Genomic DNA, 23,726 nt, shown 5'->3' on the forward strand with positions numbered 1-23,726 from the left:
TGTATCTCGCGTCGTTTAATTACTGCGCCAACGGCTATTTCCAATTTAAGCCTCCCAGTGGTGTTGTCACGAGTGGTGCAGTTTAACTGATGGGCCACCAGCTAATCGGTTGCGTAGCAGGGCGCAAGCGTGCGCCGCTGTCAGCAATTTCAGTTGTTGGTGTCAACCACGAGGGATTCGGTGCGGCTCTTATCGATGGCAGTGGATTGTCGTGAGGCCCAGTGGTGCTGCCACGAAGGCGCGCAGGGATGCCTCAAGCCAGCAGCCAGCCACGGCAATGTGAAGGCTGCTGTGGGCAGTAAGGCGGGGACGGTTACGGGACGTCGGGGGTGCCGTGGCAGTTGCGGTACGGGGTGTTCGAGCCGCACCAGCACGGGGCGTTGCGGGGTGGGGGCCAGGTTGTTGCTCGGCCTCGGGCTGCCAGGGTTGTGGCGTACTGGGGGAGGAGTGAGGCGTCTGCGGGGGATGCTGACTCCGATGCGGCGAACGCCTCGTACGAGGGGACTGTTCCTCTTACGATGCCGAGGTGGCGGGCGCCCGCTGCGGACAGGTCCCGTAGCGACGACTCGACCGCGGCGAGGTGGGCCTCGTACGTCGGATAGTCCGTCGTGAGGACGGGGTACGCCGTCAGGAGTTCGCGCAGCTCGTCCTCCGGCCAGTGCAGCATCGCCACCGGGAACGGGCGGGAGAGCGCGGTGCGGTACGTGCCCAGCTCGGCGCGCAGGCGGGCGATCTCGGCCTGGAGCTCCGCCGGGTTGTCCGAGCCCAGCGACCACAGCCGCTTCGGGTCGTGCAGCTCGTCCAGGGTGATGGGGCCGGCGTTGACGGTGTCCGCCAGCGCGTCCCACTCGTCGTGCGGCAGCCCCAGCATGCGGCGTACGCGGTGGCGGCCGGTCAGGAGCGAGTGCGACGTGTACGGGATCTCCTCCGACGGTTCGATGAGGAGGGTCAGCGCGGTCGTGAACGCGTCGTGGGACGCCTGGAGTTCGTCGTGGGTTTCCAGGGCCTCGGCGATGATCTCCCACGGCGCCGCCTCGCGCGGGGCCGCGGCGCGGATGCCGTCGATGATCGCGCGGGCCTCCGCCTCGTGGCCGTACTCCCACAGATTGGCCGCCTTGAGGGCCTTCACGAGCGGTGGGTTGTCCGGGGTCTTCGCCAGGAGGTGGTCGTACAGCGTGGCCGCGCGGGCGCGGTCGCCCGCCAGCTCCAGGTGGGCCGCGGCCTGGAGGTACAGCGGCTCCTTGTCCTCGGGATACTGCGCCGCGGTACGCAGCAGGCGCTCGGCTTCGGCGGTGTGATCGGCGTGATCGGCAGACGTGTCGGGGCGCATGGTCCACACCGTACTGCTGTACGGGGTGTAGGTGAGAGAGCCCGGAGCGGTGGGAGGCGGACGCGATGGGCGCGACTCTGGAGAGTTGTCGGGGTACCGCCTATCGTGCCCGCCGTGCGGGAGCGGGAGCGAAGGCGCGGGCAGAGACGCGGGCAGAGGCGGGTCCCGGTGGTGGTGCAGGGCGCCTCCCGGAGGCGTGCGGTGGCCGCGCGCGGGTTGTGGGTGAGTGCTGAGGCCGCGGTGACGTTCGGGGTCGTCGTGCTGCTCCTCGTCGTACATCAGCTGTGGTGGACCAACCGGCAGGCCCGGGACGGCGCCGAGCGGAAAGTGCAGGCGCTGGAGAGGGAGTGGGAGCAGGGGGAGGGTGGCCCCGCGCCCTCGGCGCCGGCCGCGGACGTGCCTGGTGGTGGGCCGTCCGGTGACGGGGTGGTGGGTGAGGCGCCTGATTCCGGTGCGGCGGGTGGAGGTGGTGCCGGTACGGCCCGGCCGCGCGGCGGCGACCGTAAGCCGTCGGGCCCCCGCTGGGATCAGGCGTACGCCATCCTCCGCATCCCCCGCCTCGGCGTGACCGCGCCCGTCGCGCAGGGCGTCAGCAAGGGCGGCGTACTCGACAAGGGGTACGTCGGGCACTACCCGCAGACGGCGCAGCCCGGCGGGGCCGGCAACTTCGCGCTCGCGGGGCATCGCAACACGCACGGCGAGCCGTTCCGCTACATCAACCGGCTGCGGGCCGGAGACGAGGTGGAGGTCGAGACGAGGGAAGCCGTCTTTACGTATGTCGTCGACAAGGGGCTCGCGCAGACCTCCGCGCGCGACGTCGGGGTGATCGCGAAGGTGCCCAGGAGCAACGTCCGTACGGGAGCCGGGTACGGGGATCCCGGGTATTACCTGACGTTGACGACGTGTACGCCCGAGTTCACGTCCAAGTACCGGCTGGTGGTGTGGGGGAAGCTGGCGGCGATGCGGCCCCGGTAGTTCCTCCCCCGGTGGCCGTGCTGGGGACTGTGGCTCCGTTGTGGACTGTGGCGGCCGCTGCGGCCTGGGGGAACGTACCCGGTGGGAGTACGATGATCGGACGTTCTGGGTAGGGCCGGGCTCGTGCCGGGCAATGATCGCATTGCCTCTTTTCGGCACGGGAGTTGAGGAGAATCGCGCGCGTGCATGTCCGTCGGCTGCCCTCGTGGGCCTGGGTTGCCGCACTGACCGTGGTGGCCCTCGCGGTCGTCACCGTGCTGGCCGTGCAGGCCGGTCGCTCGAAGCCGCCGGGCGCGGCGCCCTTCGCGTCGCGGCCCACCCCGGCGCCGTCGCCGGAAACGCGCCGGTCCACTCCGCCGCGCAAGCCGCCTCGGGCTGAGGTGCCGGTCAATTCGGGCGAGGGTACGCGCATTGTTTATTCGCTCGGGCAGAAAAGGGTCTGGCTGGTTGATGCCAGTAACAGTGCCCGTCGCTCTTTCAGCGTCTGGCCCGGATCGGTGAGCCCGGCGAAGGGGTCTCACCTGGTCTCTTTCCGGCGGCCCGAAGGTACGGGGTCCGACGGGGTGAAGATCGAGAACGTCGTCTACTTCTCCACGAACTCCGGCATTTCCATCGCATTCTCCAACGCCGTCGACGGCTCGTCGCCGCAGCCCGCGCCCGGTGTTCAGACGGGCGGGATCCGAGTGCGCGCCGACGACGGTGACGCCATATGGAAGTTCGCTGATGTGGGGGCAGTCGTTTTCGTGGTCGATTAGGTCGTGCCGATGGCCGTGTTCATCAGGGCTTCGGCGTGAAGCCGGTATGACCGTTTCGTGATCATGGAATGTCCAGGATGCGGAGTGGTCGGGTGGCGTCGCGGGCGTTTCTTCTGAGAGCGGCAGCGATGCTGTGGCGGCCGGTCAGGCGGAGGGCGCCGATGGCGAGGTTGTTCGTGTGGATGGAGGCCCTGGACCCGCGCCCGGCGGTCAGGGCCTCCATGCTGTTCCGGGCGCTCTGCCCGCCTGGCCATTGGGTGAACGCGGCTGCCGAACCGATGGGCCGTTACGTACCGATCCTGCAAGCTTGGGGGCGCGGTAGCGCCGCACCGCATGACGGTCGCGCCTGCGTCGTCTTCTTGCTCGTGCTCGCGCGGGCTGGGCTGGCTTATCGCTCGACGACAATCAGCGTTGCCGTTGGCGGTGGAGGAGCCGCAGGCCGTCTTCGACGTGCGGTCATCAGGACCACGGTGTCTGCAGACGAACTACGGTTAGCCATGCCCGGGGCGTTAGTGAGGGCAGGGGGCAAGGTTCGCCCAGTCCCGCTGCCCAGCGACGAACTGCTCCACCTTGCCGTCTCTCATGCTGAATACGATGACCTTGCCCGAGAATTGCGGCGCGGTGGGCGCGAACACGAGTTCCTCAAGTCCGTCGTCGACGAAGGTGCTGGAGATCTCTCCGGCGTAGGTGCGCATCACGTCGTCTCGTGTGCTGCCGATGTGGATCCCAGAGGCTGTCGAGACCGAGGTCGCTGGCTTCGATACGGAGATGGCGACGAGGCTGTCATCCACGAATCGCAGCAGTAGTCCATCTGGCCCTCCGGATATGGCCAGATGCGCACAGGCAGGGTTGCCCGCCAGTGGGATCGATGCCCCAACCGCCTTCTCTGCTTGGGTGCGGCTCATGCCCACCTTCAAGGGGCCCAATCCATTTACGGTGATACGTTCGCGGCTCAAGTCAACCCGTACGGAAGCCTCCGGCTCTTCGGCAGCGCCGTGTGTCACGAACCGTTTGCCGTCCCAGGTCCAGGTGACATGGCGGGGTCTTGATGGGGAGCCATGGGTATCTCCCGGCCCGTAAAATCTGAGATCCGCGGCAATGCGGTCTTTTCTGATCGCTACGGATCCTGGCTGATATTCGGGAGGCAGCCATTCTCCACCACTCAGATTTGGAATCCGTGCTAGCTCTCTTCCGTCACTGGAGCGATAGACACGCAACTCTTGAGTAAAGAAGTTGCTCGGCTGAGGACTGCAGGAGAACAGCACGGCTGTCACGTTGCCGAGACGTGGAAGCATCCCCTGGACCGTCTGCTCAACCCGCACCTCCCAGCGGTTATACGCACGGCCGATGCCGCTACCCCTCGCCGTCCCAGTGCCATTGCGGACGGCGACCTTCACCGGCCTGTCGGCGATGTCATCGCAGGTAAGGCCGTAGGTGCGATTCTTCCAGTCGACTGCTCCGGGGGGCGGCGGCTTCTTTGAAGGGGCGGACTCCTTCACGACCTTTACCGCGATGCTCGCCAGCTGAGAGTTCATGTGAAGGCTTGTGTGGAGGCAGGTCTGCCCGCCACCGCGTGCGCCAGGTTTGCTGCAGACAGCAATTGGGCTATTCGGCTTCCTCGCCGTGGCCGATTGCGCACTTACTGCCTGGTCGCCGAAATCAAGTCCGAATACCCTTGCGGGTAGCCCATTAGTCATCTTGCCGGCGAGTCGGTAAACGCGTGGTGAATTAACGCCCGTAGGCCATGGGGGCAGGTTGGCGATTTCTGAATTCCTATTTCCGAGTGCCCGACCCGCCGAACTGTCCACAACTTCCCGATTCGGCACTGCTGCGCACATAGGTGAATTTGGAACCAGTCCCCATTTCCTCCGGGGGTCGAGGTTCGAGGCACCGCGAGGGGGCCTCCTGCCGTCACAGACGGCGACGATGGCATCCGCTATGAAGCATTCAGTCTGGCGTTCCTTCCTGGGTTTGGCTGCGCACTCGGCCACCCACGAACCCTCGTAGGGGGTACCAAGAGTGACGACGGCGGCGATGTTAGCGCCTACTCCTCCGCCGCCTTCATCCTTGGAGCCAGCAGCCCACTGCGTGGCAAGTCCGCCCATGGAATGAGCCACCACAACCACTTTCCGCTTGGTTATGTCTTTGAGGCACGAAATCGTATCAGCGAGTCTCTCAGCCGTGCTCTTCTGACCGTTTGGCCTGTGCGTCACCCAATTGGTGCTGGATGCGCCGTAACTGAAGGTGAGGGCTGCGGTGGAGCCAATATCGGAGATCATATTGACGAGCGTCTTGTCCGCGCCTCTCACCTTCGGCACTTTATGCCGTATCTCTCGGTCGGCAGAATTAACGGTACCCCCTGTCCACATTTCAGCAGCAGAGTTAAACCCGTGCACGAACAACACGGGAGTCACACCCTGGGCCGACGTTTTCCCTCCCACTTTCTTGGCCCCACAATTGGGGTCAGGCGGCGCCATCGGTTTGGCGTGGGTGCTGCTAGTGAGTCCTGTAGATGGGCCAAGGGAAATGGCGATGGCCAGGACGCCGACGAACAAGGCGAATGCGATACACCTTGCACCAGGCGTGAGGTAACGGGACATGATCCGACCCTTGTCGACGAGGGGAATGGTGTCAGCGTCGTAAGGTTCAGGTGGTATTGCGTTGCTGGTCTGTCTGGTCTTTGGCTCAGGGAGCCTCTCGCAAACCAGGGGCTTATTTGAGCGAACTGCCCCGGGAGGGTCGTCTGGCCTGAGAGGGCGCAAAGTCAGCTGACGCCCGAAGCCCTTCTTCCCGTCAGCCGGCGAGTGACGTGCTGCCCGCCACGGGTACAAGCACCAACAAGGCGCGTACTACTACCATGCGCCGCGGTGCCGAGTTTCGCATGTCGGCCCAACCGGCAGGGCGTCGGCGTGAAGACGCTTGAGGAGTATTCGCCCCAACTGCCCTTGGGCGATCGAGGTGGTGGCGACGTGCGGCAGGCACGGACGCCAGCGATCATGTGAGTGTCGAAGTCCCATGATCTTGCTGGAAGTCCGTGCCTGCCGTTGTTGAATCATCGCCCATACCTCCTGTGCTTGACCAACTTGCCGCCTCGACCCCGCTGCTGGCAGAGGAGCATCCTGGCCTACTGGCCCGCCTCGCGACGGTGACGGACCCGCGCGATCCGCGGGGTCGGCTGCACCACTTGGCCGGCGTACTGGCCATCTGTGCTGCCGCCGTCCTGACGGGCGCGACCTCTGTCCTGGCGATCAGCGAGTGGGCGGCTGACGCCTCGCAGCCGGTCCTGGCCCGGCTCGGCGCCCGCCGCGACCCCTTCACCGGTCGCCACCGCGCACCCTGCGAGACCACCATCCGCCGGGTACTCGCCCAGGTCGACGGTGACGTCCTCGACCGGGTCGTCGGGAGCTGGCTGTCCGCCAGACGTCCGCAGGCCGGCGGACGGTCGCTGCGGGCGGTCGCGGTCGACGGCAAGTCCCTGCGGGGTGCCGCTCGCGCCCACGGCCGGAAGATCCACCTGCTCTCTGCCGTCGACCACGCCACCGCCGCCGTACTGGGCCAGGTCGACGTCCGCGAGAAGACGAACGAGATCACGTGCTTCCAGCCGCTGCTGGACGACATCGACCTGACGGGCACAGTGGTGACCAGCGACGCGATGCACACGCAACGCGAGCACGCCGAGTACCTGACCGAACGAGGCGCCCACTACATCGTGATCGTCAAAGGCAACCAGAAGAAGCTCCGCAAGCAGATGAAGTCGCTTCCCTGGAAGGAGATCCCACTCCAGAACCGCACCACCGAGAGCGCACACGGCCGAGGTGAGATCCGTCGGATCAAGGTCTGCACTGTCGTCGGCCTGCTCTACCCCGGCGCCACCCAGGCCATCGAACTCAAGCGCCGCAGAGTGAACCGGAAGACCGGCAAGGTCAGCCTCAAAACGGTGTACGCGGTCACCAGCCTGAGCGCCGGGCAAGCAACACCGGCCAAGCTCGCCTCCTGGATCCGCGGCCACTGGTCGGTAGAGGCACTGCACCACGTGAGGGACACGACTTTCGCCGAGGACGCTTCCCAACTCCGCACCGGCAACGCGCCCCGCGCGATGGCCACCTGGCGCAACCTCGCCATCGGCGCCCTCCGCCTGACCGGCCGCCACAGCATCGCTGCCGCCCTCAGAAGAAACGCCCGCGACGCCACCCGACCACTCCGCATCCTGGACATTCCATGATCACGAAACGGTCATACCGGCTTCACGCCGAAGCCCTGCCGTGTTCATGCTGGTGATCGGGACGATGTGGGGGCGCAGCGTCCTGTCGCTCGTGCCCGGGTGGAGCGCGAACGAGCGGCAGAAGCGGGCCTCGCAGGTGGTGGTCGTGGTGGCGGGGGCGCTGGCGTTGGTGATGACGTACACCGCGCCGAACACGCTCGTACGGCTCTCGCTCATCTCGTACGAGGGCATGGCGCAGCTCGTACCGATGCTGCTGCTGGGACTGGTGTGGCGGCGGCTGACGCTCGCGGGGGCGGTGAGCGGGCTTGTGGTGGGGGGTCGGGGCGGTGTGCGGGCTGGTCTTCACGGGGCACGACCCGGCCTGGGGGATGAACGCGGGAATAGTGGCGCTCGCGGGGAACCTGGTGGTCGCGTTGTGCGTCAGTCATTACGGGCCGCGGGATTCTGACTCGCGGCCCGATGCGCAGGTTCTTGCCCTTGCCGTTGCCTCGGACCGGCGGGGGTGAGGGAACCGGCAGGGGGCGTTGTCAGTGCCGGGCGTTAGCATCATCGGAGAACCGGTCGATGTGCCGGTGAGTCACTGAGAGGAGGGGAACATGATCAGTTGTTCGGCGCGGTTGTTGCGCACGGTCGGTCTTGTCCTCTTCCTGGTGACCGAAGTCCTCCTTGTCGAGAACGGCAGCTTCTCCGCCGCCGTCGCGCTCGCCGCCACCGCGGCGGCCGGCTCCGCCCTCACCGCCTGCGCGCTCCTCGCGGCGCGTTCCGTTCCCGCCGTGCCCCGCACGCGGGTGCGTACGGCGATACGGGACCGGGAGAAACGCACCGCGTTTCTGCCGCAGCGTGATCCCGATGCGCGGGGGCGGACCAGGCCCCGGGCGCCGGGTGTCGTCGTCCTGTGACGACCACCGCGTAGGGCGCGCCGCTTCCTGAAGTGCGTTGAGCCGCTGCTCGCGTACGTGCACTTACCTGCCTCGCGTACGTACCTCGCGTGGGTCGTCATGCCGATTTGTCTCTCTTCCGGCACGACGAGACCCTCGGAGGGCTCACCATGTCCGTCTTCGCCAGCCTGGTCGCACGCCTCGCGGACCTGCTCGAACCGTTCTTCCACGCCTCTGCCGCAGCCGCCGCGATCGTCCTGTTCACGGCGTGCGTACGACTCGCCATCCATCCCCTGTCGCGGGCGACGGCCCGCGGTCAGAAGGCTCGCACCAAGCTCGCGCCGCAGATCGCCGAGCTGCGCAAGAAGCACCGCAAGAACCCGGAGCGCCTGCAGAAGGCGATCTTGGAACTGCACGCCAAGGAGAAGGTCTCGCCGCTGTCGGGCTGCCTGCCCAGCCTGTTCCAGCTGCCGGCGTTCTTCCTGATGTACCACCTCTTCTCGAACCAGCAGATCGGGGGCGAACCGAACGAACTCCTCACCCACACCCTCTTCGCCAGCCCGCTCGGCGACCGCTGGACCGACGCACTGGCGGACGGTGGGATTGTCGGGGCGCAGGGGCTGCTGTACGTCGCGCTGTTCGCGGTCGTCGCGGCGGTGGCCACGTTCACTTACCGGCGTACGAAGCAGCAGATGGCGGCGTCCCCCGGTATGCCGGTCGCGGGCCCGGACGGGGTGCAGCTGCCGGGCGCCGGGGCGATGGGGGCGATGACGAAGGTGATGCCGCTGATGTCCTTCGCCACGCTCATCACGGTGGCGGTGGTGCCGTTGGCCGCCGCGCTGTACGTCGTCACCAGCACGACGTGGAGCGCGGTGGAGCGGGCGTGGCTGTACCGGGACATACCGGCCGGCGGGGGCGCCGTGGCTACCGCCGGGTAAAGGTCCAGTCCGTGAACGGGGTCTTGCGGACTGGACCTTGACCTTGGAGGATCGGCCAATCCTCCGATGGCCGCACCCATCGGCCGGGGCCGAACGCGACTCTCGACCAGAGGAGACTGACCTTGAAGCTGCTGCGTGTGGGAACGGTGGGTGCCGAACGTCCGGCACTGCTCGACCAGGACGGGACGCTGCGGGATCTGTCCGGTCTCGTCACCGACATCGACGGCGACCTGCTCGCCGACGAGGCGGCGCTGGGCCGGATTCGTGCGGCTGCGGCGGGCGGTGAACTGCCGGTGATCGACGACGAGGCCGGGACGCTGCGGGTCGGACCGCCGCTCGGGCGTATCGGAAAGATCGTGTGTATTGGGCTGAATTATCACGATCACGCGGCCGAAACGGGGGCGGCGATACCTGCCGAGCCGATCATCTTCTTCAAGGCTCCGGACACGGTCGTCGGTCCCGACGACACGGTTCTCGTACCGCGCGGCAGCACGAAGACCGACTGGGAGGTCGAGCTGGCCGTGGTCATCGGCCGTACCGCCCGCTACCTGGACTCGGCCGAGGACGGGCTCGCGCATGTCGCGGGGTACGCGGTCGCGCACGACGTCTCCGAGCGCGAGTTCCAGATCGAGCGCGGCGGCACGTGGGACAAGGGCAAGAACTGCGAGACGTTCAACCCGCTGGGTCCGTGGCTGGTGACGGCGGACGAGGTGCCGGATCCGCAGGCGCTGGGTCTGAAGCTGTGGGTGAACGGTGAGCTGAAGCAGGACGGCACCACCGCTGAGCAGATCTTCCCGGTGGGTGAAGTGGTGCGGTACGTCAGCCAGTTCATGACGCTGTATCCGGGTGACGTGATCAACACGGGGACGCCGGCCGGTGTGGCCATGGGGCAGGCGGAGCCGAAGCCGTACCTGCGGTCGGGGGATGTGGTGGAGCTTGAGGTGGAGGGGCTGGGGCGGCAGCGGCAGGAGCTGAAGGACGCGTAGGCGTTTGCCGGTGCCGGGGGCCGGGGGTTGCTGGGGCTCCGCCCCAGACCCCGCTCCTCAAACGCAGGAGGGGCTGGATTTGGTTGCGGCAACCATCCAGCCCGTCCGGCGCCCGCCCCCCCTCAGGACCGGAACTGCTCCAGCGCCTCCACCACCAGCGCGTGGTCCTCTGCCTGGGGGAGGCCGGAGACCGTTACCGAGCCGATTACGCCCGCGCCCTCCACCGCGATCGGGAACGCGCCACCGTGCGCCGCGTACACGTCCGGGTCCAGGCGCGACGACTCCTCGAACGTCATGCCCTTGGCGCGGAAACGCGTGCCGACCAGGTACGAACTCTCGCCGTACCGCTCCACGACCCGGCGCTTGCGGTCGATCCACGCGTCGTTGTCCGCGCTCGACCCCGGCAGCGCGCAGTGGAAGAGCTGCTGCGCGCCGCGCCGGATGTCGATCGCCACCGGGGCGTCACGCTCGCGTGCGAGCTCGACGAGGAGGCTGCCGAGCGCCCACGCGTCCTCGTGGGTGAAACGGGGGAGGACCAGGCGGCGTTCCTGGGCGATCAGTTCGGTGAGCAGTTCGGTGGGCAGCGCGGTAGGCAGTTCGGTGGGCAGTCCGGTGGGCAGTCCGGTGGGCAGTCCGGCGCTCGGCAGGCCGGGATTCGGGCGGCCGGGGCTCGTCGACGTCATGACCGGACCTCCACCGTTACGCCCTCGCGGGCCGAGCGGCGCGCCGCCTCCAGTACGTCGAGTGCCGCGGCCGCCTGCGCGGCGGTGACCGGCGGAGCGGTGCCCGCCCGCACGGCGGCGGCGACGGCCGCGTAGTACGCCGGGTAGTCGCCCGGCAGCGTCGGGACCGGGCTGCCGCCGCCCGTCGCCGGGGACTCGCCCGCGCCGATGCGGCCCCACGCCGCCTCCGGCTCCTCGCCCCAGTTCCCGTCCGCCGCGGGCCGCTTGCCCTCGCGCAGCGCGCCCTCCTGCGGATCGAGGCCGTACTTCACGTAGCCCGCGCGCGAGCCGAGCACGCGAAAGCGCGGGCCGAGCTGCGCGGTGGTGGCGCTCACGTACAGGTGCGAGCGGACGCCGTTCGCATGCGTGATCGCGATGAACGTGTCGTCGTCCGCCTCCGCGCCCGGGCGGCGTGCATCGGACTCGGCGTACACCCGCACCGCCGGGCCGAAGAGCACCAGCGCCTGGTCGACGACGTGGCTGCCCAGGTCGTACAGCAGCCCGCCGATCTCCGCCGGGTCGCCCGACTCCCGCCAGCCGCCCTTGATCTGCGGGCGCCACCGCTCGAAACGTGACTCGAAGCGCTGTACGTCGCCGAGCTCACCGGAGGCGATCAGCTGCTGGAGAGTGAGGAAGTCGTTGTCCCAGCGGCGGTTCTGGAAGACGGAGAGGAGCAGGCCGCGGTCTTCCGCGAGCGCGGCGAGCTCGCGCGCCTCGGCGGGGGTGCCGGCGACCGGCTTGTCCACGACCACCGGCAGGCCCGCCTTGAGGGCCGCGGTGGCGATCGGGACGTGCGTCTTGTTGGGGGACGCGATCACGATCAGGTCGAGCTCGTCCGCGCGCGCCCACAGCTCGTCGGGGGAGGCCGCGAGCCGGACGCCGGGGAACTCGGCGCGGGCCTGCTCCTGCCGCTCGGGGTTCGAGGTGACGACCGTATCGAGGGTGAGACCCTCGGTCGCGGCGATGAGGGGGGCGTGGAAGACGGAGCCCGCGAGGCCGTAGCCCACGAGCCCGACGCGCAAGGGGTCGTGGGGGGCGCGGGTTTCGGTGCCGTTGGTGGTGCCGGTGCCAGTCGTGGTCATGCCTCCCACTTAAACAACGCTGTTGCCAAAGCGCAAGCGCGGTGGACAATGGGTCCGTGAACAGGAGCAATACAGGCGCGAACCTGCCGGCACTGCGCAACCACAACGCCGCCCTCGTCCTCGACCTGCTGCGTACGGCGGGCGAGGCCGGCATCAGCCGCCTGGAGCTCGCCGAGCGCACCGGCCTCACGCCGCAGGCCGTCAGCAAGATCACCGCGCGGCTGCGGGGGGAGGGCCTGGCGGCGGAGGCCGGCCACCGCCCGTCGACGGGCGGCAAGCCCCGGACAGTGCTGCGGCTGGTCCCGGACGCCGGGTACGCGGTCGGGCTGCACCTGGACCGCGACGAGCTGACGGCGGTTCTGGTGGACCTGGCGGGCACGACGGTCGAGACGCGGCGGGCGCCGCTGGACCTGGGCGCGGGTGCGGAGGTGGTGCTGGAGGCGGCGTCCCGCGAGATCGCCGCGCTCGGCTTTCCCCCGCCCGGGCCCTCGGGGCGGCAGAGGCTGCTCGGCGTGGGGGTCGCCGCGCCCGGGCCGCTCGATCACGGGCGGGGGGTGCTGCATCGCGTGACGGGGTTCCCGCAGTGGGACGGGTTCGCGCTGCGGGACGTGCTGAGCGAGCGGCTCGGGCTGCCCGTGGTGCTGGACAAGGACACGAACGCCGCCGCGCTCGGGCTCGCACTGCGTGCCCGCCCAGCCGGCGGGTCCTTCGCGTACCTCCACCTCGGTACCGGGCTCGGTGCCGGACTCGTGCTCGGCGGGGCGCTCTATCGCGGGGCACGCACCGGAGCGGGGGAGTTCGGGCACCAGACCCTCCAGATGGACGGGCCGCCCTGTTCCTGCGGTGGTCGCGGCTGCATCGAGGCGCTCTGCCTCGCCGCCGTCACCCGCGGCGACATCGCGGAGGCCGCGCGGCTCCTCGGGACCGGGGCCGCCAACCTCGTCGGGCTGCTGGACATCGACCGGGTGCTGCTCGGCGGCCGGGTCGTCGCCGCGCAAGAGGACGTGTTCGTACGGGGTGTGGGGGCGGTACTGGCCGAGCTCGCCCAGCGCGAGGGCGGCGGGCCCGCGGTGCCGGTGGCCGCGGCGGGTGGCGACGGGCGCGCCGTTGCCGACGGGGCGGCGCAGCTCGTCCTCGCGCCGGTTTTCGGGCATGCGAACGTCGCGTTCCCGAGTGGAGGGAGCGGGGCGGAAGTGGCCGGCAGTGGGCCGATGGGGGGATTCGCCGTGGTCATATGAACGTATCGGGGCGTGGCGTCCGAGGGGCCGTCGTGCGGGGGTGGCAGGGTCACGGACGATGACCGGGTGACCCCGACCTGCAAAGGCTTCTCATGCGACTGCGCATTGCCCTCGCCCTCGGAGTTGCGGCAGTTGCCCTGGCTTCTTCCGGGGCCGTGGCTGCCCATGCCGATGAGGACGCCGCGAATTTCGCCGCGCCCTTCCGCGTCGCCCTGGACAAGCGTCCCTCCTGCGGCGACCCGGCCTCGTCCGACTTCCCCCTCACCACCCGCCTGCGCGGTGGCCCTGACACCTACCGCGCGGGCGGGGCGGCCGGCGAATGGTCCCTGGAGCTGACCAACACCACCGGCGAGAGCTGCCGCAACATCCACCCGGTCATCGTCCTCATGGACCGCGAGCGTGAACTGGACTCGCGGCAGATGGAGTTGGAGTTCCAGGACAGTGCCGGGCGGTGGATCGACGTACCCTTCCACACCACTGACGAGGACGAGCACATCGGCGTTTTCGACGGCGGCTTCCCCGGCTTCACCGTCGCCGCCGACCGCACCGTCACCGTCAAGGTGCGGCTCGCCTTCGACTCCGACGCCGCCCCCGCTCGCGCCGTCGCCAACGCCGCCGTCGTGCAGCGGCAGCCCGACGACGGCGAGTGGGTCGGCGAGTCGAACGACTACCGCTTCACCGTCACGGGCCGAGACGGCGACCGAGACGCAGGCCATGACACCGACACCGGCGCCGACACCGACGCCGACACCGACACCGACGCCGACACCGACACCGACGCCGACGCCGACACCGACACCGACCCTGACACCGACCCTGACACCGACACCGACCCCGACACCGACCCTGACGCCGAAACCGACCGTGACCCCGACCCCGACCGGTCTCCGGCCCCTGAGCGCGAGCCCGCGCCCGACATCACCCTCGACGACGGTACGCCGCGCATCCGCGAGCACCCCCACGCCCTCGCCATGACGGGCCGCGACCCCGGTCCGCTGCTCGCCCTCGGCGCCATCGCCGGCGCGCTGCTCCTCGGGGGCGGAGCGCTCGTCGCCGGGTCCCGGCGCCTCCGCGCGCCGCAGCGTCGCGAGTGAACGCGCCCCGGGGCGCCGGGCCACCGGCGCCGGCTTCCACCGCACCGCCAGCAACAACTGGTATTGGCTGATCGCCGGGGTCAAGATCACGGCAGCCTGATTAGGCTGGGGGCGCCCGGACGGTGTGGTCCGGGCGCCCCCAGCTTTTTTTTGCGTACGGCAGGAGTCCGGCACATGGCAGAGCGCAAGCCGATCGAATCATGGCTCACCGATATGGACGGCGTCCTCATCCACGAGGGAACGCCCATCCCCGGAGCCGATGCCTTCATCAAGCGGCTCCGCGAGTCGGGCAGGCCCTTCCTGGTGCTGACGAACAACTCGATCTACACCGCCCGCGACCTCCACGCCCGCCTCTTCCGCATGGGCCTGGACGTTCCGGTCGAGAACATCTGGACCTCGGCGCTCGCCACCGCGCGGTTCCTCGACGACCAGCGGCCCGGCGGCACGGCGTACGTCATCGGCGAGGCGGGACTGACCACCGCGCTGCACGACATCGGTTACGTCCTGACCGACCACGAGCCTGACTACGTGGTTCTGGGCGAAACGCGTACCTACAGCTTCGAGGCACTCACCAAGGCCATCCGCCTCATCAACGCCGGCGCGCGTTTCATCTGCACCAACCCCGACGAGACCGGCCCGAGCCGGGAGGGGCCGCTGCCCGCCACCGGCGCCGTTGCCGCGCTCATCACGAAGGCGACCGGCAAGGACCCGTACTTCGCCGGCAAGCCCAACCCGCTGATGATGCGGACCGGGCTCAACGCGATCGGCGCGCACTCCGAGACCAGTGCGATGATCGGCGACCGGATGGACACGGATGTGCTGGCGGGCCTTGAGGCGGGCATGGAGACGTTCCTGGTCCTGACCGGTCTGACGGGGCCCGCGGACGTCGACCGCTACCCGTTCCGGCCCTCGACGATCGTCGATTCGATCGCGGACCTGGTCGACCGCGTCTGATCGCTCGCTGATCGCTTCCTGACCGCTCCAGAGGTCCGTACGGCGCAGTGGCGGGCCTCTGGAGATGCGGAAACCGGCCGTACCGGTGAATCTTCGTAGTACCAGGAGGTTCACTATGCGCTCACTGCAACTTGCTCTCTGTGCCGGTGTGGCGGCCGCGGCGGTCCTGACGCCCGCAGCCGCCGCCCACGCCGGCAACGAGGCCGGGGGCCGGGTCGTCGTCACCCCGTCCACCATCGCTCCGGGCGGGGAGGTGGATCTGCGGGTCGACGTGTGCCGGGGCAGACACGCCACGGGTACGTCCGACGCCTTCTCGTCGCCCGCCCACTTCAGCCCCGCGGCGGACCGCGGCGACCTCTTCGCCGAGGCCCGCATCCGCTCGGACGCCGAGGCCGGGGACTACGAGATCCGGGTGAAGTGCGAGGACGGCGGCCGGGCGAGCGGCACCGTCACGGTCGCCCACCACCACGAGCCCACGCACCACCCGACCCACCACCCGACCCACCACGCAACGCCCGTCGCACCCGTGCACGCGGGCGGCGGCGGTACGGCCGAAGTCGCCGCGGCCGACGAGGGCGGGCCCGGGACGCCGCACACCGTGATCGGCCTGGTACTGGCGGGCGTGGCGGCCGTGGCCGTGGCGTACCGGAGCGTACGCCGCCGTCGTACGGACTCGGACTGACATGTCCGCCGAGGACCGTCCCGCCGACGGCGGTGGCAGCGGCAGCGGCGAGGGCAGCGGCGGTGGACGGCTGCTGACCGGTGTCGCATGGGCGGTGCTGCTGCTCGGGCTGTGGCTGTGGGGCCGCGAGGTGACCGAAGGCCCCGGCGGCAGCTCGGCGCCGACCACCGGAGACGTGGCCGCTGTCGGCCGTCCGCTGGGAGTGCCGCTGCCTCCCGCGCACCCACCGGTCGACGGCGCGACACCGCAGCACCTCGACGTGCGCTCCATAGGCATCACGGCGCCCGTCGTGCGCCGTGGGCTCGACCGGTGGGGCGCCGTCGATCCGCCGCCGTACAACCAGTCCTCGAAGGTCGGCTGGTACGGGGAAGGGGCCAAGCCGGGTGCTCCGGGAGTCGCCCTGTTCGTCGGCCATGTCGACACCGAGAGCAGACCGGCCGTCTTCTACGGGCTGAGCGCCGCGCGCCCCGGCGAGAAGATCCGGGTGACGGGGGCCGGCGGCGAGAGCCTGGAATTCACCATCGACGACATCCAGGTCTTCACGCGTGAACGCTTCGACCCGCAGAAGGTGTACGGCCCCCGCGAGAGCGACCGGGCGGAACTGCGCCTGATCACCTGCGGGGGCACGTACGACAAGAAGGCCCGCACGTACACGGCGAACGTCGTGGTCTCGGCCTACCTGACTGGTGCGGGTACGGATACGGGTTCGGGTACGGGCAAGGGCTGACCGGACGCCGTTACGCCGCCACCGGCGCCGCAGCCGGAGCCGTGCGCCCCGCGGCCCGTAGCCCCAGCGCCCCGAAGACCCCCGCGAACACCGCCCACAGCACCGCGTGCGAAGCCAGCGACAGCATGCGGAAGTCCCACAGCAGCGTCGCCGCCACCGGGACCTCGTCCGGGTTGCCCGGCAGTGCGAAGAGCACCGCGAGCGTCGCGATCCCCGTGACGGCCACCGCGACGTGGCGCACCGGAACCGACCTGTCCGCGAGGCGTACGTACACCTGCCAGGCCAGCACCATGCCGAGGACGCCGATCACGACGGCGGCCAGCCACAGTGACTGGCGGTTGGCGACGGTGCCGGAGTCGCCGACACCCGGAGGGTTGGCCGGGTAGCGCAGTCCCGGCAGCAGCGAGACCGCCACGAAGGCGGCCGCGCCGAAGGCCAGGGCGCGGGGCCACGGCCGTTCACCGAGGCCCGTACGGCGGTGCACCAGGGCGTACGCGAGGGCGAAGAGCACGCCCAGCGCCAGCCCCGCCACGACCGCCGTGACGACCAGCCCGAAGTGCTGGGTGGACCGGGAGAACAGTTCCTCGTGGTGCTGGACGGCCGTGGCGGCGGCCCCGTGCGCGTGTTCTTCGGCGGCGGAGCGTGCCTCTTCGAGCCGGATCGCGCGGTCCATCAGGGGTTCGGCGAGGAGCAGGGAGAAGAGACCGGCGGCAAGGCCGGCCACCCCGCCCGCCGCGAGCCCGCGTCCGAGCAGGGGCAGTACAGGTGTTGACATGGTGCGACGGCCCCGATCAGTGGCAGGGGGCACCGAAGAGGTGCCGGCCGTCGTGCGAGAACTCGTGCAGGTAGTCGCCCGTCGCGGAGACGACTGTGCCGTTGTCCATGAAGACCGCGTAGAGCGCGATCACGGCGATGATCGCCGCGGCGGCCATGATCAGCCAGTCGCGGGTGGTGGTCGTGGCGGACTCGACCGCCGCGGTGTCGGTGTGCTGCGCAGTGTGCAGTGACATACCGGTGTGCCTCCTTCTGAGGTTTCCACGCCCCAATGCAGGAGGACGACGGGTCAGTTCCTGACTTCCGTACGGGGGCCTTGGGCTCTCGTACGGTCACAGTGGCGGGACCGTCCCGGCTTCGCACCGGGTTCCTGTCCACCGTCGCCTCGATGTGTGTGGAGTTGTCTTCCGGAGAGTCCCAGCCTGGCTGAGCACTGTCAACAGGCCATCGCGGGTGCGCCCCTCGCTCCGGGCCGGTGTGTCAGGATGGTTTCGACCGGATGTGTCCGGGGAGAGGGGCCGGGGGGGTCCTCGTATGTGAGTTTTTCAGTGCATCGTGAGTGCAGCCAAGGGGGAGTGGATGTACGGCAGTTACAGCGGCCGTAGGCGCAAGGGTGTCCGGGTGGCCGCGGTGGGGGCTGTGGGAGCCGCGCTGCTGCTGACGGGCTGCACCTCGTCCGGCGGTGGCGGGGGCGAGGCGACGAACCAGCCGCCGCTGAAGCAGCAGCCGAAGGGCAGCGACCCGTACTGGGTCAATCCGGAGGGAAGCGCCGCCAAGCAGGCCGCGGCGTACGCCAAGGAAGGCGACGACGAGAAGGCCGCGCTGATCAGGAAGATCGCCGAGCAGCCGGCCGCCGAGTGGATTCTTCCGGAGAACGCGGAGGCGCAGGCCAAGGGGTACACGGAGGCGGCCGAGAAGGCCGACCGTGACGCGCTGCTCGTCCTCTACAACATCCCGCACCGTGACTGCGGGCAGTTCTCGAAGGGCGGCGCGGCCGACGGCAACGCCTACCGTGCGTGGGTCGACGAGATCGCCAAGGGCATCGGCAACCGCCCGGCGACCGTGATCCTGGAGCCGGACGCGTTGCTGCACCTGGTCGACGGGTGCACGCCCGAGGAGTTCCACGAGGAGCGGTACGACCTCCTCAAGGGAGCCATCGAGCGGCTCAAGCAGCAGCCGAAGGCCAAGGTGTACCTGGACGCCGGCAACGCGGGCTGGAAGTCGCCCGATTCGCTGTTCGAGCCGCTCCAGCGGGCGGGGATCGCGAAGGCGGACGGCTTCTCGGTGAACGTCTCCAACTTCCAGACCACCGAGGTCAGCAAGGACTTCGGCAAGAAGCTCTCGGCGAAGGTCGGCAACAAGCCCTTCGTGATCGACACCAGCCGCAACGGCAACGGCCCGTACACCGGGGGCGACCCCGCGGAGAACTGGTGCAACCCGCCGGGCCGCGCGCTCGGTGAGAAGCCGACCACCAAGACCGGCGACGACCTGGTCGACGCGTTCCTGTGGATCAAGCGTCCCGGTGAGTCGGACGGTGACTGCAAGGGCGGCCCGAAGGCGGGCGAGTGGTACGAGGAGTACGCGCTCGAACTGGCCCGCAACGCGAAGTAGCGGTCGCGCCGCAGGACACGACGGGAGGGCCGCCCGACGGGGGCGGCCCTCCCCTCATGTCCAGGGGTTTACGGCACCTCGATCCAGACCCCCTCGGACGGCGTGCCCTGATCGTCCGTCACGAACAGCATGTAGTAGCCGGACGGGACCAGCGCCCGGTTCTTCGGCACGGTGACCGAGATGCCGTCCTTCGTCTTCTTCATCTCCAGCGCGACCGTGCGCTGGTCGACGTCGGTGACATGGGTGACGGCGCTGGGCCGCATCAGTTTGGCGTCCTTGACGGCCGCGGCGTGCGCCGACTTGAAGGTCGCCGTACCGCCGCGCTTGATCGTCTTCGGGCCGCCGGTGAGCTCCGGCCGCGCGTCCCGGAAGAGGTACGGCGGCGTGTAGATCTCGATGCGCTGCTCGAAGACGCCGGGCCGGGTGTTGGCCTTGTCGGAGTACAGCGAGTCGGATCCGAAGATCATGACGCGTCCGTCGGGGAGCAACAGCGAGCCCGAGTGGTAGTTGCGGCCCACCGCCGGGTCGGCCACCCGGCGGTACGTGCCGGTCTTGGCGTCGTACAGCCGCGCCTGGAGGATGTCGGAGCCGCCGCGCCCGCGGTAGTCGCTGGAGCCACCGGTGATCAGGACGGTGTCGTCGGGCATCAGGGACGCGCTCGGGTAGCGGGTGCCCTCGTCGAGCGAGTCGCCGTCCCTGAAGCGCGGGTTCGGCTCCTTGAGGTCGACGAGGCGCGACTTCTCGCTGGACTTCTCGGACTCGCCGACCCCGCCGCCGCCGATGACCATGTACTTCTCGTCCTGGGCGGGAGGCAGCCGCACGGTCGCGGAGGTCTCCATCATGTCCGGGTCGCTGAGGCCGGGGATCTTCTTGAACTTGTTGGTCTTCAGGTCCCAGATGCCCGGCTCACGGCCCTCGTCAGCGGGCCCGTACCCGGCGTTGGAGCCGGAGTAGAAGAGCTTGCCGTTGTTCATCAGGAAGATGGCGGGGTACGTCGGGAACTTCCGGATGACCCCGGTGTACTCCCACTTCTTCGTGACGGGGTCGTAGATCTCGTCCTTGCCGGGGACGATCTGGCCGATCTCGTCCAGGCCGGACAGCGACAGGACCTTGCCGTCCTCCAGCGTGGTCAGCGTCGGGTACCAGCGGGCCTCGTTCATCGGGTCGACGGTGATGTACTTCTCCGCCACCGGGTCGAACTCGTAGGCGTCCTTGATGCCCTGGAAGTCCTTCTTGTCGAGGGCGAGCTTCTGGGCGATGCCGTACACGTTCCTGGCGTCGGCGCCCGACAGGCCGTGGACCCGGTAGTTGTCCTCGGTGCCGGACTCGTACTTCTTGCCGGACACCTTGGCCTCGACGTAGATCCGGCCGAGCCCCGCCTCGGTGCGCAGGAACCGGCCGGTCTGCTTGTCGAAGATCTTCTTGGCCTTCTCCACCAGGACCGGGTCCTTGGAGACGTACGTCTTGCCGTTCTTCTTGCCCGTGAAGATCGTGCCCGCGGGCAGCGTCTTGGGGGCGTCCGGGTCCTCGTTGTGGACGATCATCAGGCCGCCGGCCTTGGTGACGTCACCTTCGAGCTTCTCGTACCGCTTGGTGCCGCCCGCCACGAGCAGCTTCCCGTCGGGCAGCTGGGTGTGCCCGGCGCAGAACATGTCCTTGGGCGTCGGGATCTTCTTGTACGTGTTGGTCTTCGGGTCCCACAGCACCGACTCGAACTTCTTGGCGTCGAAGTTCTTCTGGTTGTTGCCCGAGCCCGCGATCAGCAGCACCTTGCCGGTGTGCAGCAGCGCGGCGTGGATCGTGTTGATGCGGAACTCGGACGGGACGTCGAGGAAGTCCCAGTGGCCGTTCTCCGCCTTGTACTCGGGCCGGTTGATCTTGTAGTCGTGGTACTGCTCCGAACCGAAGCGGTAGAGCGCGGGCCCGTTCATCCCCGCCAGAGCGAGCACCACCGCACCCGTTATCGCCAGGCGGCGGGTGCGGCGGCTCGGACGGTAGTTCATTTCTTACGTCCCCCAAGGGCGATCTGCATGGTCTGGTCGGAAGCGGCCCAGGTGGGCTTCGGCTGAGGTGCGTGGGCCTCCGGCGGGGGACCGGCCGGCGACTCCGACTGGCTCGGCGGCGGCGGCCCGTGCCGGTCCGGCTTCTTCTTGTTCTTCTTCGCCTGGCGCATGGACCAGCGCCAGGCGAAGATCGGCGCCGCCGTGATCAGCAGGGCGAGCGTGGCCCAGGTGATCATCGCGGGGTGGTTGTGGCCGAAGAAGAAGGAGGAGACGAGGGACCCGCCGAAGACCAGGATGAAGAACAGGTGGATACGGAAGGTGCCGAAGAGGGTGTCCGGGCTGGAGGAGTCGCCCTTGGGCGTCACCACGAAGCCGGACTTGCGGCGCAGTACGGCGTCCATGAGTGAGCGCGCGTAGATCGGGGCCGAGAGCGCGGACATCACCATGCCGGCCAGGCCGCCGGAGCCCTCCGGCTCGTGCGGCGAAACGTTGTGGCGGCGGTTCCAGATGTAGAGGCCGATCTGGAGCGCCGAGGCGTTGCCGTACAGCATCATCCAGATGGCCGGGTCGATCTGGACGCCCGAGGCGCCCATGCCCAGGAAGAGCGCGCAGCTGAGCGCCGCGAGGATCCAGTTCATGGCGGACATCGGGTAGAAGATGATCATCATCGTGTAGTTGAAGAGCTTGCCCGTCGGCAGCGAGCCGAAGCCTCTCCAGTACTGCTTGAGGATCGTCTCGTACGTGCCGCGAGACCAGCGCAGCTGCTGCGTGAAGAAGTCGGTCCAGGCGGTCGGGCCCTCGCCGACGGCCAGCACGTCCGGGGTGTAGACCGACCGCCACTTCTTGCCGGTGGCCGGGTTCGTGGCGCGGTGGATCTCGAAGCCCGTCGCCATGTCCTCGGTGATCGAGTCGTACAGGCCGCCGATCTGCTTGAGCGTCCTGATGCGTACGGCGTTGGAGGTGCCGACGAACATGGGAGCGCCGTAGCGGTTGCCCGCGCGCTGGATCAGGGCGTGGAACAGGAACTGCTGCGACTCGGCGGCCTTGGTGACGAAGGTGTCGTAGTTGCCGTACACCTGCGGCCCGATGACGAAGCCGATGTCCGGGTCGCGGAAGTAGCCGAGCATCCGCTCCAGGTAGTTGGGCAGCGGCACGTGGTCGGTGTCGACGGAGGCGAAGAAGTCGTAGTTGTCGCCGTGCGCGTCGAGCCAGGCGTTGTAGTTGCCGTGCTTGGTCTTGGCGCGGTGCGGGCCCTTGGCCTGGTTCCACTTCGCGACGCCCTTGCGGGAGAAGTGGTGCACGCCGAGGCGCTCGCAGACCTCCCTGACCGCCGGGTCGTTGCCCTCGTCGAGGAGCCATACGTGCATCAGGCCGCGGTGGCGGATCCTGACGGCCGCCTCCAGCGTCTTCGTCACCATCTCCAGCGGCTCCTTGCCGGGCACGAAGGAGGTGAGGAAGGCGACCCGGGTGCCGGTCTCGGGCACGACGGGGACGGGGTCGCGGGCGACCAGGGTCGCGTGCGCGTTCGACAGGACGTTCATCGTGCGGAAGAGCTCGATCAGTCCGATCGAGACCAGCATGACGATGTCGAGGATCAGCAGCGTGTCGTTCTTGAGGTTCGGGTCGCGCTCGGTCCAGTGCTCCGGCTGCATCAGCCAGACGAACAGCCCCAGCGACAGCAGCGGCGCGGCGCACAGCAGCAGGGCGGCGCGGATGCGGTGCGGTTCCTGCGAGAGCAGCGAGCGGTACTGCACGGTGTACGGCTTGGCCGGGTCGGGCTGGGTCAGCGGCCCGGCGAGGCGGCTGTAGTGCTCGTAGTCGTACCTCGGCAGCGGCTTCTTCGCCCGTATGCGCGACCCGCCGGTCCGCAGCTGCGGGGGTACCCGAAGCTGCGCCGTCCGGGAAGGGTCGTTGTTGTGCCGGGCGCCGGTCGGCGTCGACGTCATTGGTCATCCCCCCGCACGCATGCTGGCTGCGTGTGTTCGTCGGTCTCTTCGCCCGGTGCCGGCCCCCTCGGCCATCCCGGACGCACAAGTGTCCTGCTGTCATCCCTTCAGACATGGGACGACAACCTTCCGGTTGCATGATGCCCGCCCCGGGATCTGTTCACGAACGGGGCCCCCGCCCCCTGTGCGCCGTCAGCCCCCCGGCTGTCGGCTGCCCCCAACTTGCCGAAACCGCCCGGCCCATGGGAGCCAATGGCTCCAGGACAGGGTCTATGACACCCGCCTTGATCGCAAGGGCGAAACAAGGTGTTTACCGGTCATACGCGGGCTTTGGGGACCACCTGCGACATGGGTTCGGTGCGGTTGCGTCATGGGCGCGACAGGGGTGTGAGTTGTCCGGAAATCGTCGAAGCCCCCTCACGCTCAGTGAGGGGGCTTCGACGTCGTGTGCGCCGCCAGGGACTCGAANNCAACTGAGCTAGCGGCGCCTGCCTGACTCCGAGAACTTTACCCGACCGTCGCGGGTGCTCCGGACCGGCCACACCGCGTACTGTCCGTTTGGTTACCATTTGGACAGTCAACATGTGTTATGTCCGGACAGTTGAAACACTGTCACCCGTGCAGACGCGCCAAAAAACCCACGGGAGTGGAACCGCATGACGATGCCGGTTTTCGAGGAGTACGAGCCCGCGGCCGACTGTGGCTGCCCGGGCTGCGCCCAGGAGCGCCGGGCCGCCGCCCTCGGCCTGTCGGTCGCGGCCGGCGGCCACCCGGCCGCCCACGGGGCCCGCCGCGCGCTGGTGCTCGCC

Annotated in this window: 20 protein-coding genes, 1 pseudogene and 1 riboswitch; of the genes and pseudogenes, 13 read left to right on the plus strand and 8 right to left on the minus strand. The window is 69.0% G+C overall.

Annotated features, from left to right (window positions below; genetic code table 11):
* Nucleotides 1-313: 313 nt before the first annotated feature.
* Nucleotides 314-1,330 (minus strand): SEC-C domain-containing protein, encoded by a 1,017-nt coding sequence (locus J7E91_RS01260; protein ID WP_214898305.1) that lies wholly within the window; start codon nt 1,328-1,330, stop codon nt 314-316.
* 216 nt (nt 1,331-1,546) lie between these two features.
* Between J7E91_RS01260 and J7E91_RS01265 the strand changes: the two genes are divergently transcribed.
* Both J7E91_RS01265 and J7E91_RS01270 read left to right on the plus strand, forming a co-directional pair.
* Nucleotides 1,547-2,305, plus strand: a complete 759-nt coding sequence (locus J7E91_RS01265) for a class E sortase (protein ID WP_251015026.1) — start codon at nt 1,547-1,549, stop codon at nt 2,303-2,305.
* A gap of 182 nt (nt 2,306-2,487) precedes the next feature.
* A complete protein-coding gene (locus tag J7E91_RS01270; RefSeq protein WP_308375896.1) occupies nt 2,488-3,060 on the plus strand; it encodes a hypothetical protein in 573 nt (190 codons plus the stop codon).
* Nucleotides 3,061-3,569: 509 nt separating this feature from the next.
* Here the strand turns inward: J7E91_RS01270 and J7E91_RS01275 are convergent.
* Entirely contained in the window at nt 3,570-5,369 is a 1,800-nt protein-coding gene (locus J7E91_RS01275) for a triacylglycerol lipase (RefSeq protein WP_214898310.1), read from the minus strand.
* 761 nt (nt 5,370-6,130) lie between these two features.
* Between J7E91_RS01275 and J7E91_RS01280 the strand changes: the two genes are divergently transcribed.
* The 5 genes and pseudogenes from J7E91_RS01280 to J7E91_RS01300 all read left to right on the plus strand — a co-directional run bounded on the left by J7E91_RS01280 (nt 6,131) and on the right by J7E91_RS01300 (nt 10,084).
* Nucleotides 6,131-7,282 carry an ISAs1 family transposase gene (locus tag J7E91_RS01280; protein ID WP_308375897.1) on the plus strand — a complete coding sequence of 384 codons (1,152 nt, stop codon included), beginning with the start codon at nt 6,131-6,133 and terminating at the stop codon, nt 7,280-7,282.
* Nucleotides 7,283-7,319: 37 nt separating this feature from the next.
* Nucleotides 7,320-7,788 (plus strand): annotated as a pseudogene (locus J7E91_RS01285) (sodium:solute symporter family protein); the annotation flags it as partial.
* Between the two features lie 90 nt (nt 7,789-7,878).
* A complete protein-coding gene (locus J7E91_RS01290; RefSeq protein ID WP_214898314.1) occupies nt 7,879-8,181 on the plus strand; it encodes a DUF6412 domain-containing protein in 303 nt (100 codons plus the stop codon).
* A gap of 149 nt (nt 8,182-8,330) precedes the next feature.
* Nucleotides 8,331-9,098, plus strand: a complete 768-nt coding sequence (locus J7E91_RS01295) for a YidC/Oxa1 family membrane protein insertase (protein WP_214898316.1) — start codon at nt 8,331-8,333, stop codon at nt 9,096-9,098.
* Between the two features lie 122 nt (nt 9,099-9,220).
* The gene (locus tag J7E91_RS01300; protein ID WP_214898318.1) at nt 9,221-10,084 is read left to right on the plus strand and encodes a fumarylacetoacetate hydrolase family protein; all 864 of its coding nucleotides are present in this window, start codon (nt 9,221-9,223) and stop codon (nt 10,082-10,084) included.
* 122 nt (nt 10,085-10,206) lie between these two features.
* On the opposite strand, the gene J7E91_RS01305 is transcribed toward J7E91_RS01300, so the two are convergent.
* Nucleotides 10,207-10,767, minus strand: a complete 561-nt coding sequence (locus J7E91_RS01305) for a heme-degrading domain-containing protein (protein ID WP_374224595.1) — start codon at nt 10,765-10,767, stop codon at nt 10,207-10,209.
* The gene (locus J7E91_RS01310; protein WP_214898319.1) at nt 10,764-11,888 is read right to left on the minus strand and encodes a Gfo/Idh/MocA family oxidoreductase; all 1,125 of its coding nucleotides are present in this window, start codon (nt 11,886-11,888) and stop codon (nt 10,764-10,766) included. The genes J7E91_RS01305 and J7E91_RS01310 overlap by 4 nt, the downstream gene beginning before the upstream one ends.
* A 56-nt stretch (nt 11,889-11,944) precedes the next feature.
* Here J7E91_RS01310 and J7E91_RS01315 point away from each other — a divergent pair, with 56 nt between their 5' ends.
* From J7E91_RS01315 to J7E91_RS01335, 5 genes are all read left to right on the plus strand, one after another.
* A complete protein-coding gene (locus J7E91_RS01315; protein WP_214898320.1) occupies nt 11,945-13,126 on the plus strand; it encodes an ROK family transcriptional regulator in 1,182 nt (393 codons plus the stop codon).
* Nucleotides 13,127-13,281: 155 nt separating this feature from the next.
* Nucleotides 13,282-14,220, plus strand: coding sequence for a hypothetical protein (locus J7E91_RS01320; protein WP_214898321.1), 939 nt, complete (start codon nt 13,282-13,284; stop codon nt 14,218-14,220).
* 174 nt (nt 14,221-14,394) lie between these two features.
* Nucleotides 14,395-15,174, plus strand: a complete 780-nt coding sequence (locus tag J7E91_RS01325) for an HAD-IIA family hydrolase (RefSeq protein WP_214898322.1) — start codon at nt 14,395-14,397, stop codon at nt 15,172-15,174.
* A 115-nt stretch (nt 15,175-15,289) separates the two neighbouring features.
* Nucleotides 15,290-15,856, plus strand: a complete 567-nt coding sequence (locus tag J7E91_RS01330; protein ID WP_214898324.1) for a hypothetical protein — start codon at nt 15,290-15,292, stop codon at nt 15,854-15,856.
* A gap of 1 nt (nt 15,857) precedes the next feature.
* Nucleotides 15,858-16,583, plus strand: a complete 726-nt coding sequence (locus J7E91_RS01335) for a class F sortase (protein ID WP_214898326.1) — start codon at nt 15,858-15,860, stop codon at nt 16,581-16,583.
* Nucleotides 16,584-16,593: 10 nt separating this feature from the next.
* Here the strand turns inward: J7E91_RS01335 and J7E91_RS01340 are convergent, their stop codons facing one another.
* A complete protein-coding gene (locus tag J7E91_RS01340) occupies nt 16,594-17,358 on the minus strand; it encodes a CbtA family protein (protein WP_214898328.1) in 765 nt (254 codons plus the stop codon).
* Nucleotides 17,359-17,374: 16 nt separating this feature from the next.
* On the minus strand, nt 17,375-17,593 hold the full coding sequence (locus tag J7E91_RS01345) for a CbtB-domain containing protein (RefSeq protein ID WP_028811616.1): 219 nt from the start codon (nt 17,591-17,593) through the stop codon (nt 17,375-17,377).
* 33 nt (nt 17,594-17,626) lie between these two features.
* Nucleotides 17,627-17,794, minus strand: a riboswitch (cobalamin riboswitch).
* Nucleotides 17,795-17,936: 142 nt separating this feature from the next.
* On the opposite strand from J7E91_RS01345, the gene J7E91_RS01350 reads away from it, so the two are divergent.
* Nucleotides 17,937-18,968, plus strand: coding sequence for a glycoside hydrolase family 6 protein (locus J7E91_RS01350; RefSeq protein ID WP_214898361.1), 1,032 nt, complete (start codon nt 17,937-17,939; stop codon nt 18,966-18,968).
* A gap of 68 nt (nt 18,969-19,036) precedes the next feature.
* Here J7E91_RS01350 and J7E91_RS01355 read toward each other — a convergent pair whose 3' ends face one another.
* The gene (locus tag J7E91_RS01355) at nt 19,037-20,971 is read right to left on the minus strand and encodes a kelch motif-containing protein (protein WP_214898330.1); all 1,935 of its coding nucleotides are present in this window, start codon (nt 20,969-20,971) and stop codon (nt 19,037-19,039) included.
* Entirely contained in the window at nt 20,968-22,917 is a 1,950-nt protein-coding gene (locus tag J7E91_RS01360; RefSeq protein ID WP_214898332.1) for a glycosyltransferase, read from the minus strand. Before J7E91_RS01360 ends, J7E91_RS01355 begins: the two co-directional genes overlap by 4 nt.
* Nucleotides 22,918-23,726: the final 809 nt, after the last annotated feature.

The organism is Streptomyces sp. ISL-99 (assembly GCF_018614005.1).
GTDB lineage: Bacteria > Actinomycetota > Actinomycetes > Streptomycetales > Streptomycetaceae > Streptomyces > Streptomyces flavidovirens.

What these genes read in the sequence shown, in the direction of transcription:
- J7E91_RS01260 (WP_214898305.1), bottom strand. Translation starts at nt 1,330, where the DNA reads ATGCGCCCCGACACGTCTGCCGATCACGCCGATCACACCGCCGAAGCC.
- J7E91_RS01290 (WP_214898314.1), top strand. Translation starts at nt 7,879, where the DNA reads ATGATCAGTTGTTCGGCGCGGTTGTTGCGCACGGTCGGTCTTGTCCTC.
- J7E91_RS01295 (WP_214898316.1), top strand. Translation starts at nt 8,331, where the DNA reads ATGTCCGTCTTCGCCAGCCTGGTCGCACGCCTCGCGGACCTGCTCGAA.
- J7E91_RS01305 (WP_374224595.1), bottom strand. Translation starts at nt 10,767, where the DNA reads ATGACGTCGACGAGCCCCGGCCGCCCGAATCCCGGCCTGCCGAGCGCC.
- J7E91_RS01310 (WP_214898319.1), bottom strand. Translation starts at nt 11,888, where the DNA reads ATGACCACGACTGGCACCGGCACCACCAACGGCACCGAAACCCGCGCC.
- J7E91_RS01325 (WP_214898322.1), top strand. Translation starts at nt 14,395, where the DNA reads ATGGCAGAGCGCAAGCCGATCGAATCATGGCTCACCGATATGGACGGC.
- J7E91_RS01330 (WP_214898324.1), top strand. Translation starts at nt 15,290, where the DNA reads ATGCGCTCACTGCAACTTGCTCTCTGTGCCGGTGTGGCGGCCGCGGCG.
- J7E91_RS01335 (WP_214898326.1), top strand. Translation starts at nt 15,858, where the DNA reads ATGTCCGCCGAGGACCGTCCCGCCGACGGCGGTGGCAGCGGCAGCGGC.
- J7E91_RS01340 (WP_214898328.1), bottom strand. Translation starts at nt 17,358, where the DNA reads ATGTCAACACCTGTACTGCCCCTGCTCGGACGCGGGCTCGCGGCGGGC.
- J7E91_RS01345 (WP_028811616.1), bottom strand. Translation starts at nt 17,593, where the DNA reads ATGTCACTGCACACTGCGCAGCACACCGACACCGCGGCGGTCGAGTCC.
- J7E91_RS01350 (WP_214898361.1), top strand. Translation starts at nt 17,937, where the DNA reads ATGTACGGCAGTTACAGCGGCCGTAGGCGCAAGGGTGTCCGGGTGGCC.
- J7E91_RS01355 (WP_214898330.1), bottom strand. Translation starts at nt 20,971, where the DNA reads ATGAACTACCGTCCGAGCCGCCGCACCCGCCGCCTGGCGATAACGGGT.
- J7E91_RS01360 (WP_214898332.1), bottom strand. Translation starts at nt 22,917, where the DNA reads ATGACGTCGACGCCGACCGGCGCCCGGCACAACAACGACCCTTCCCGG.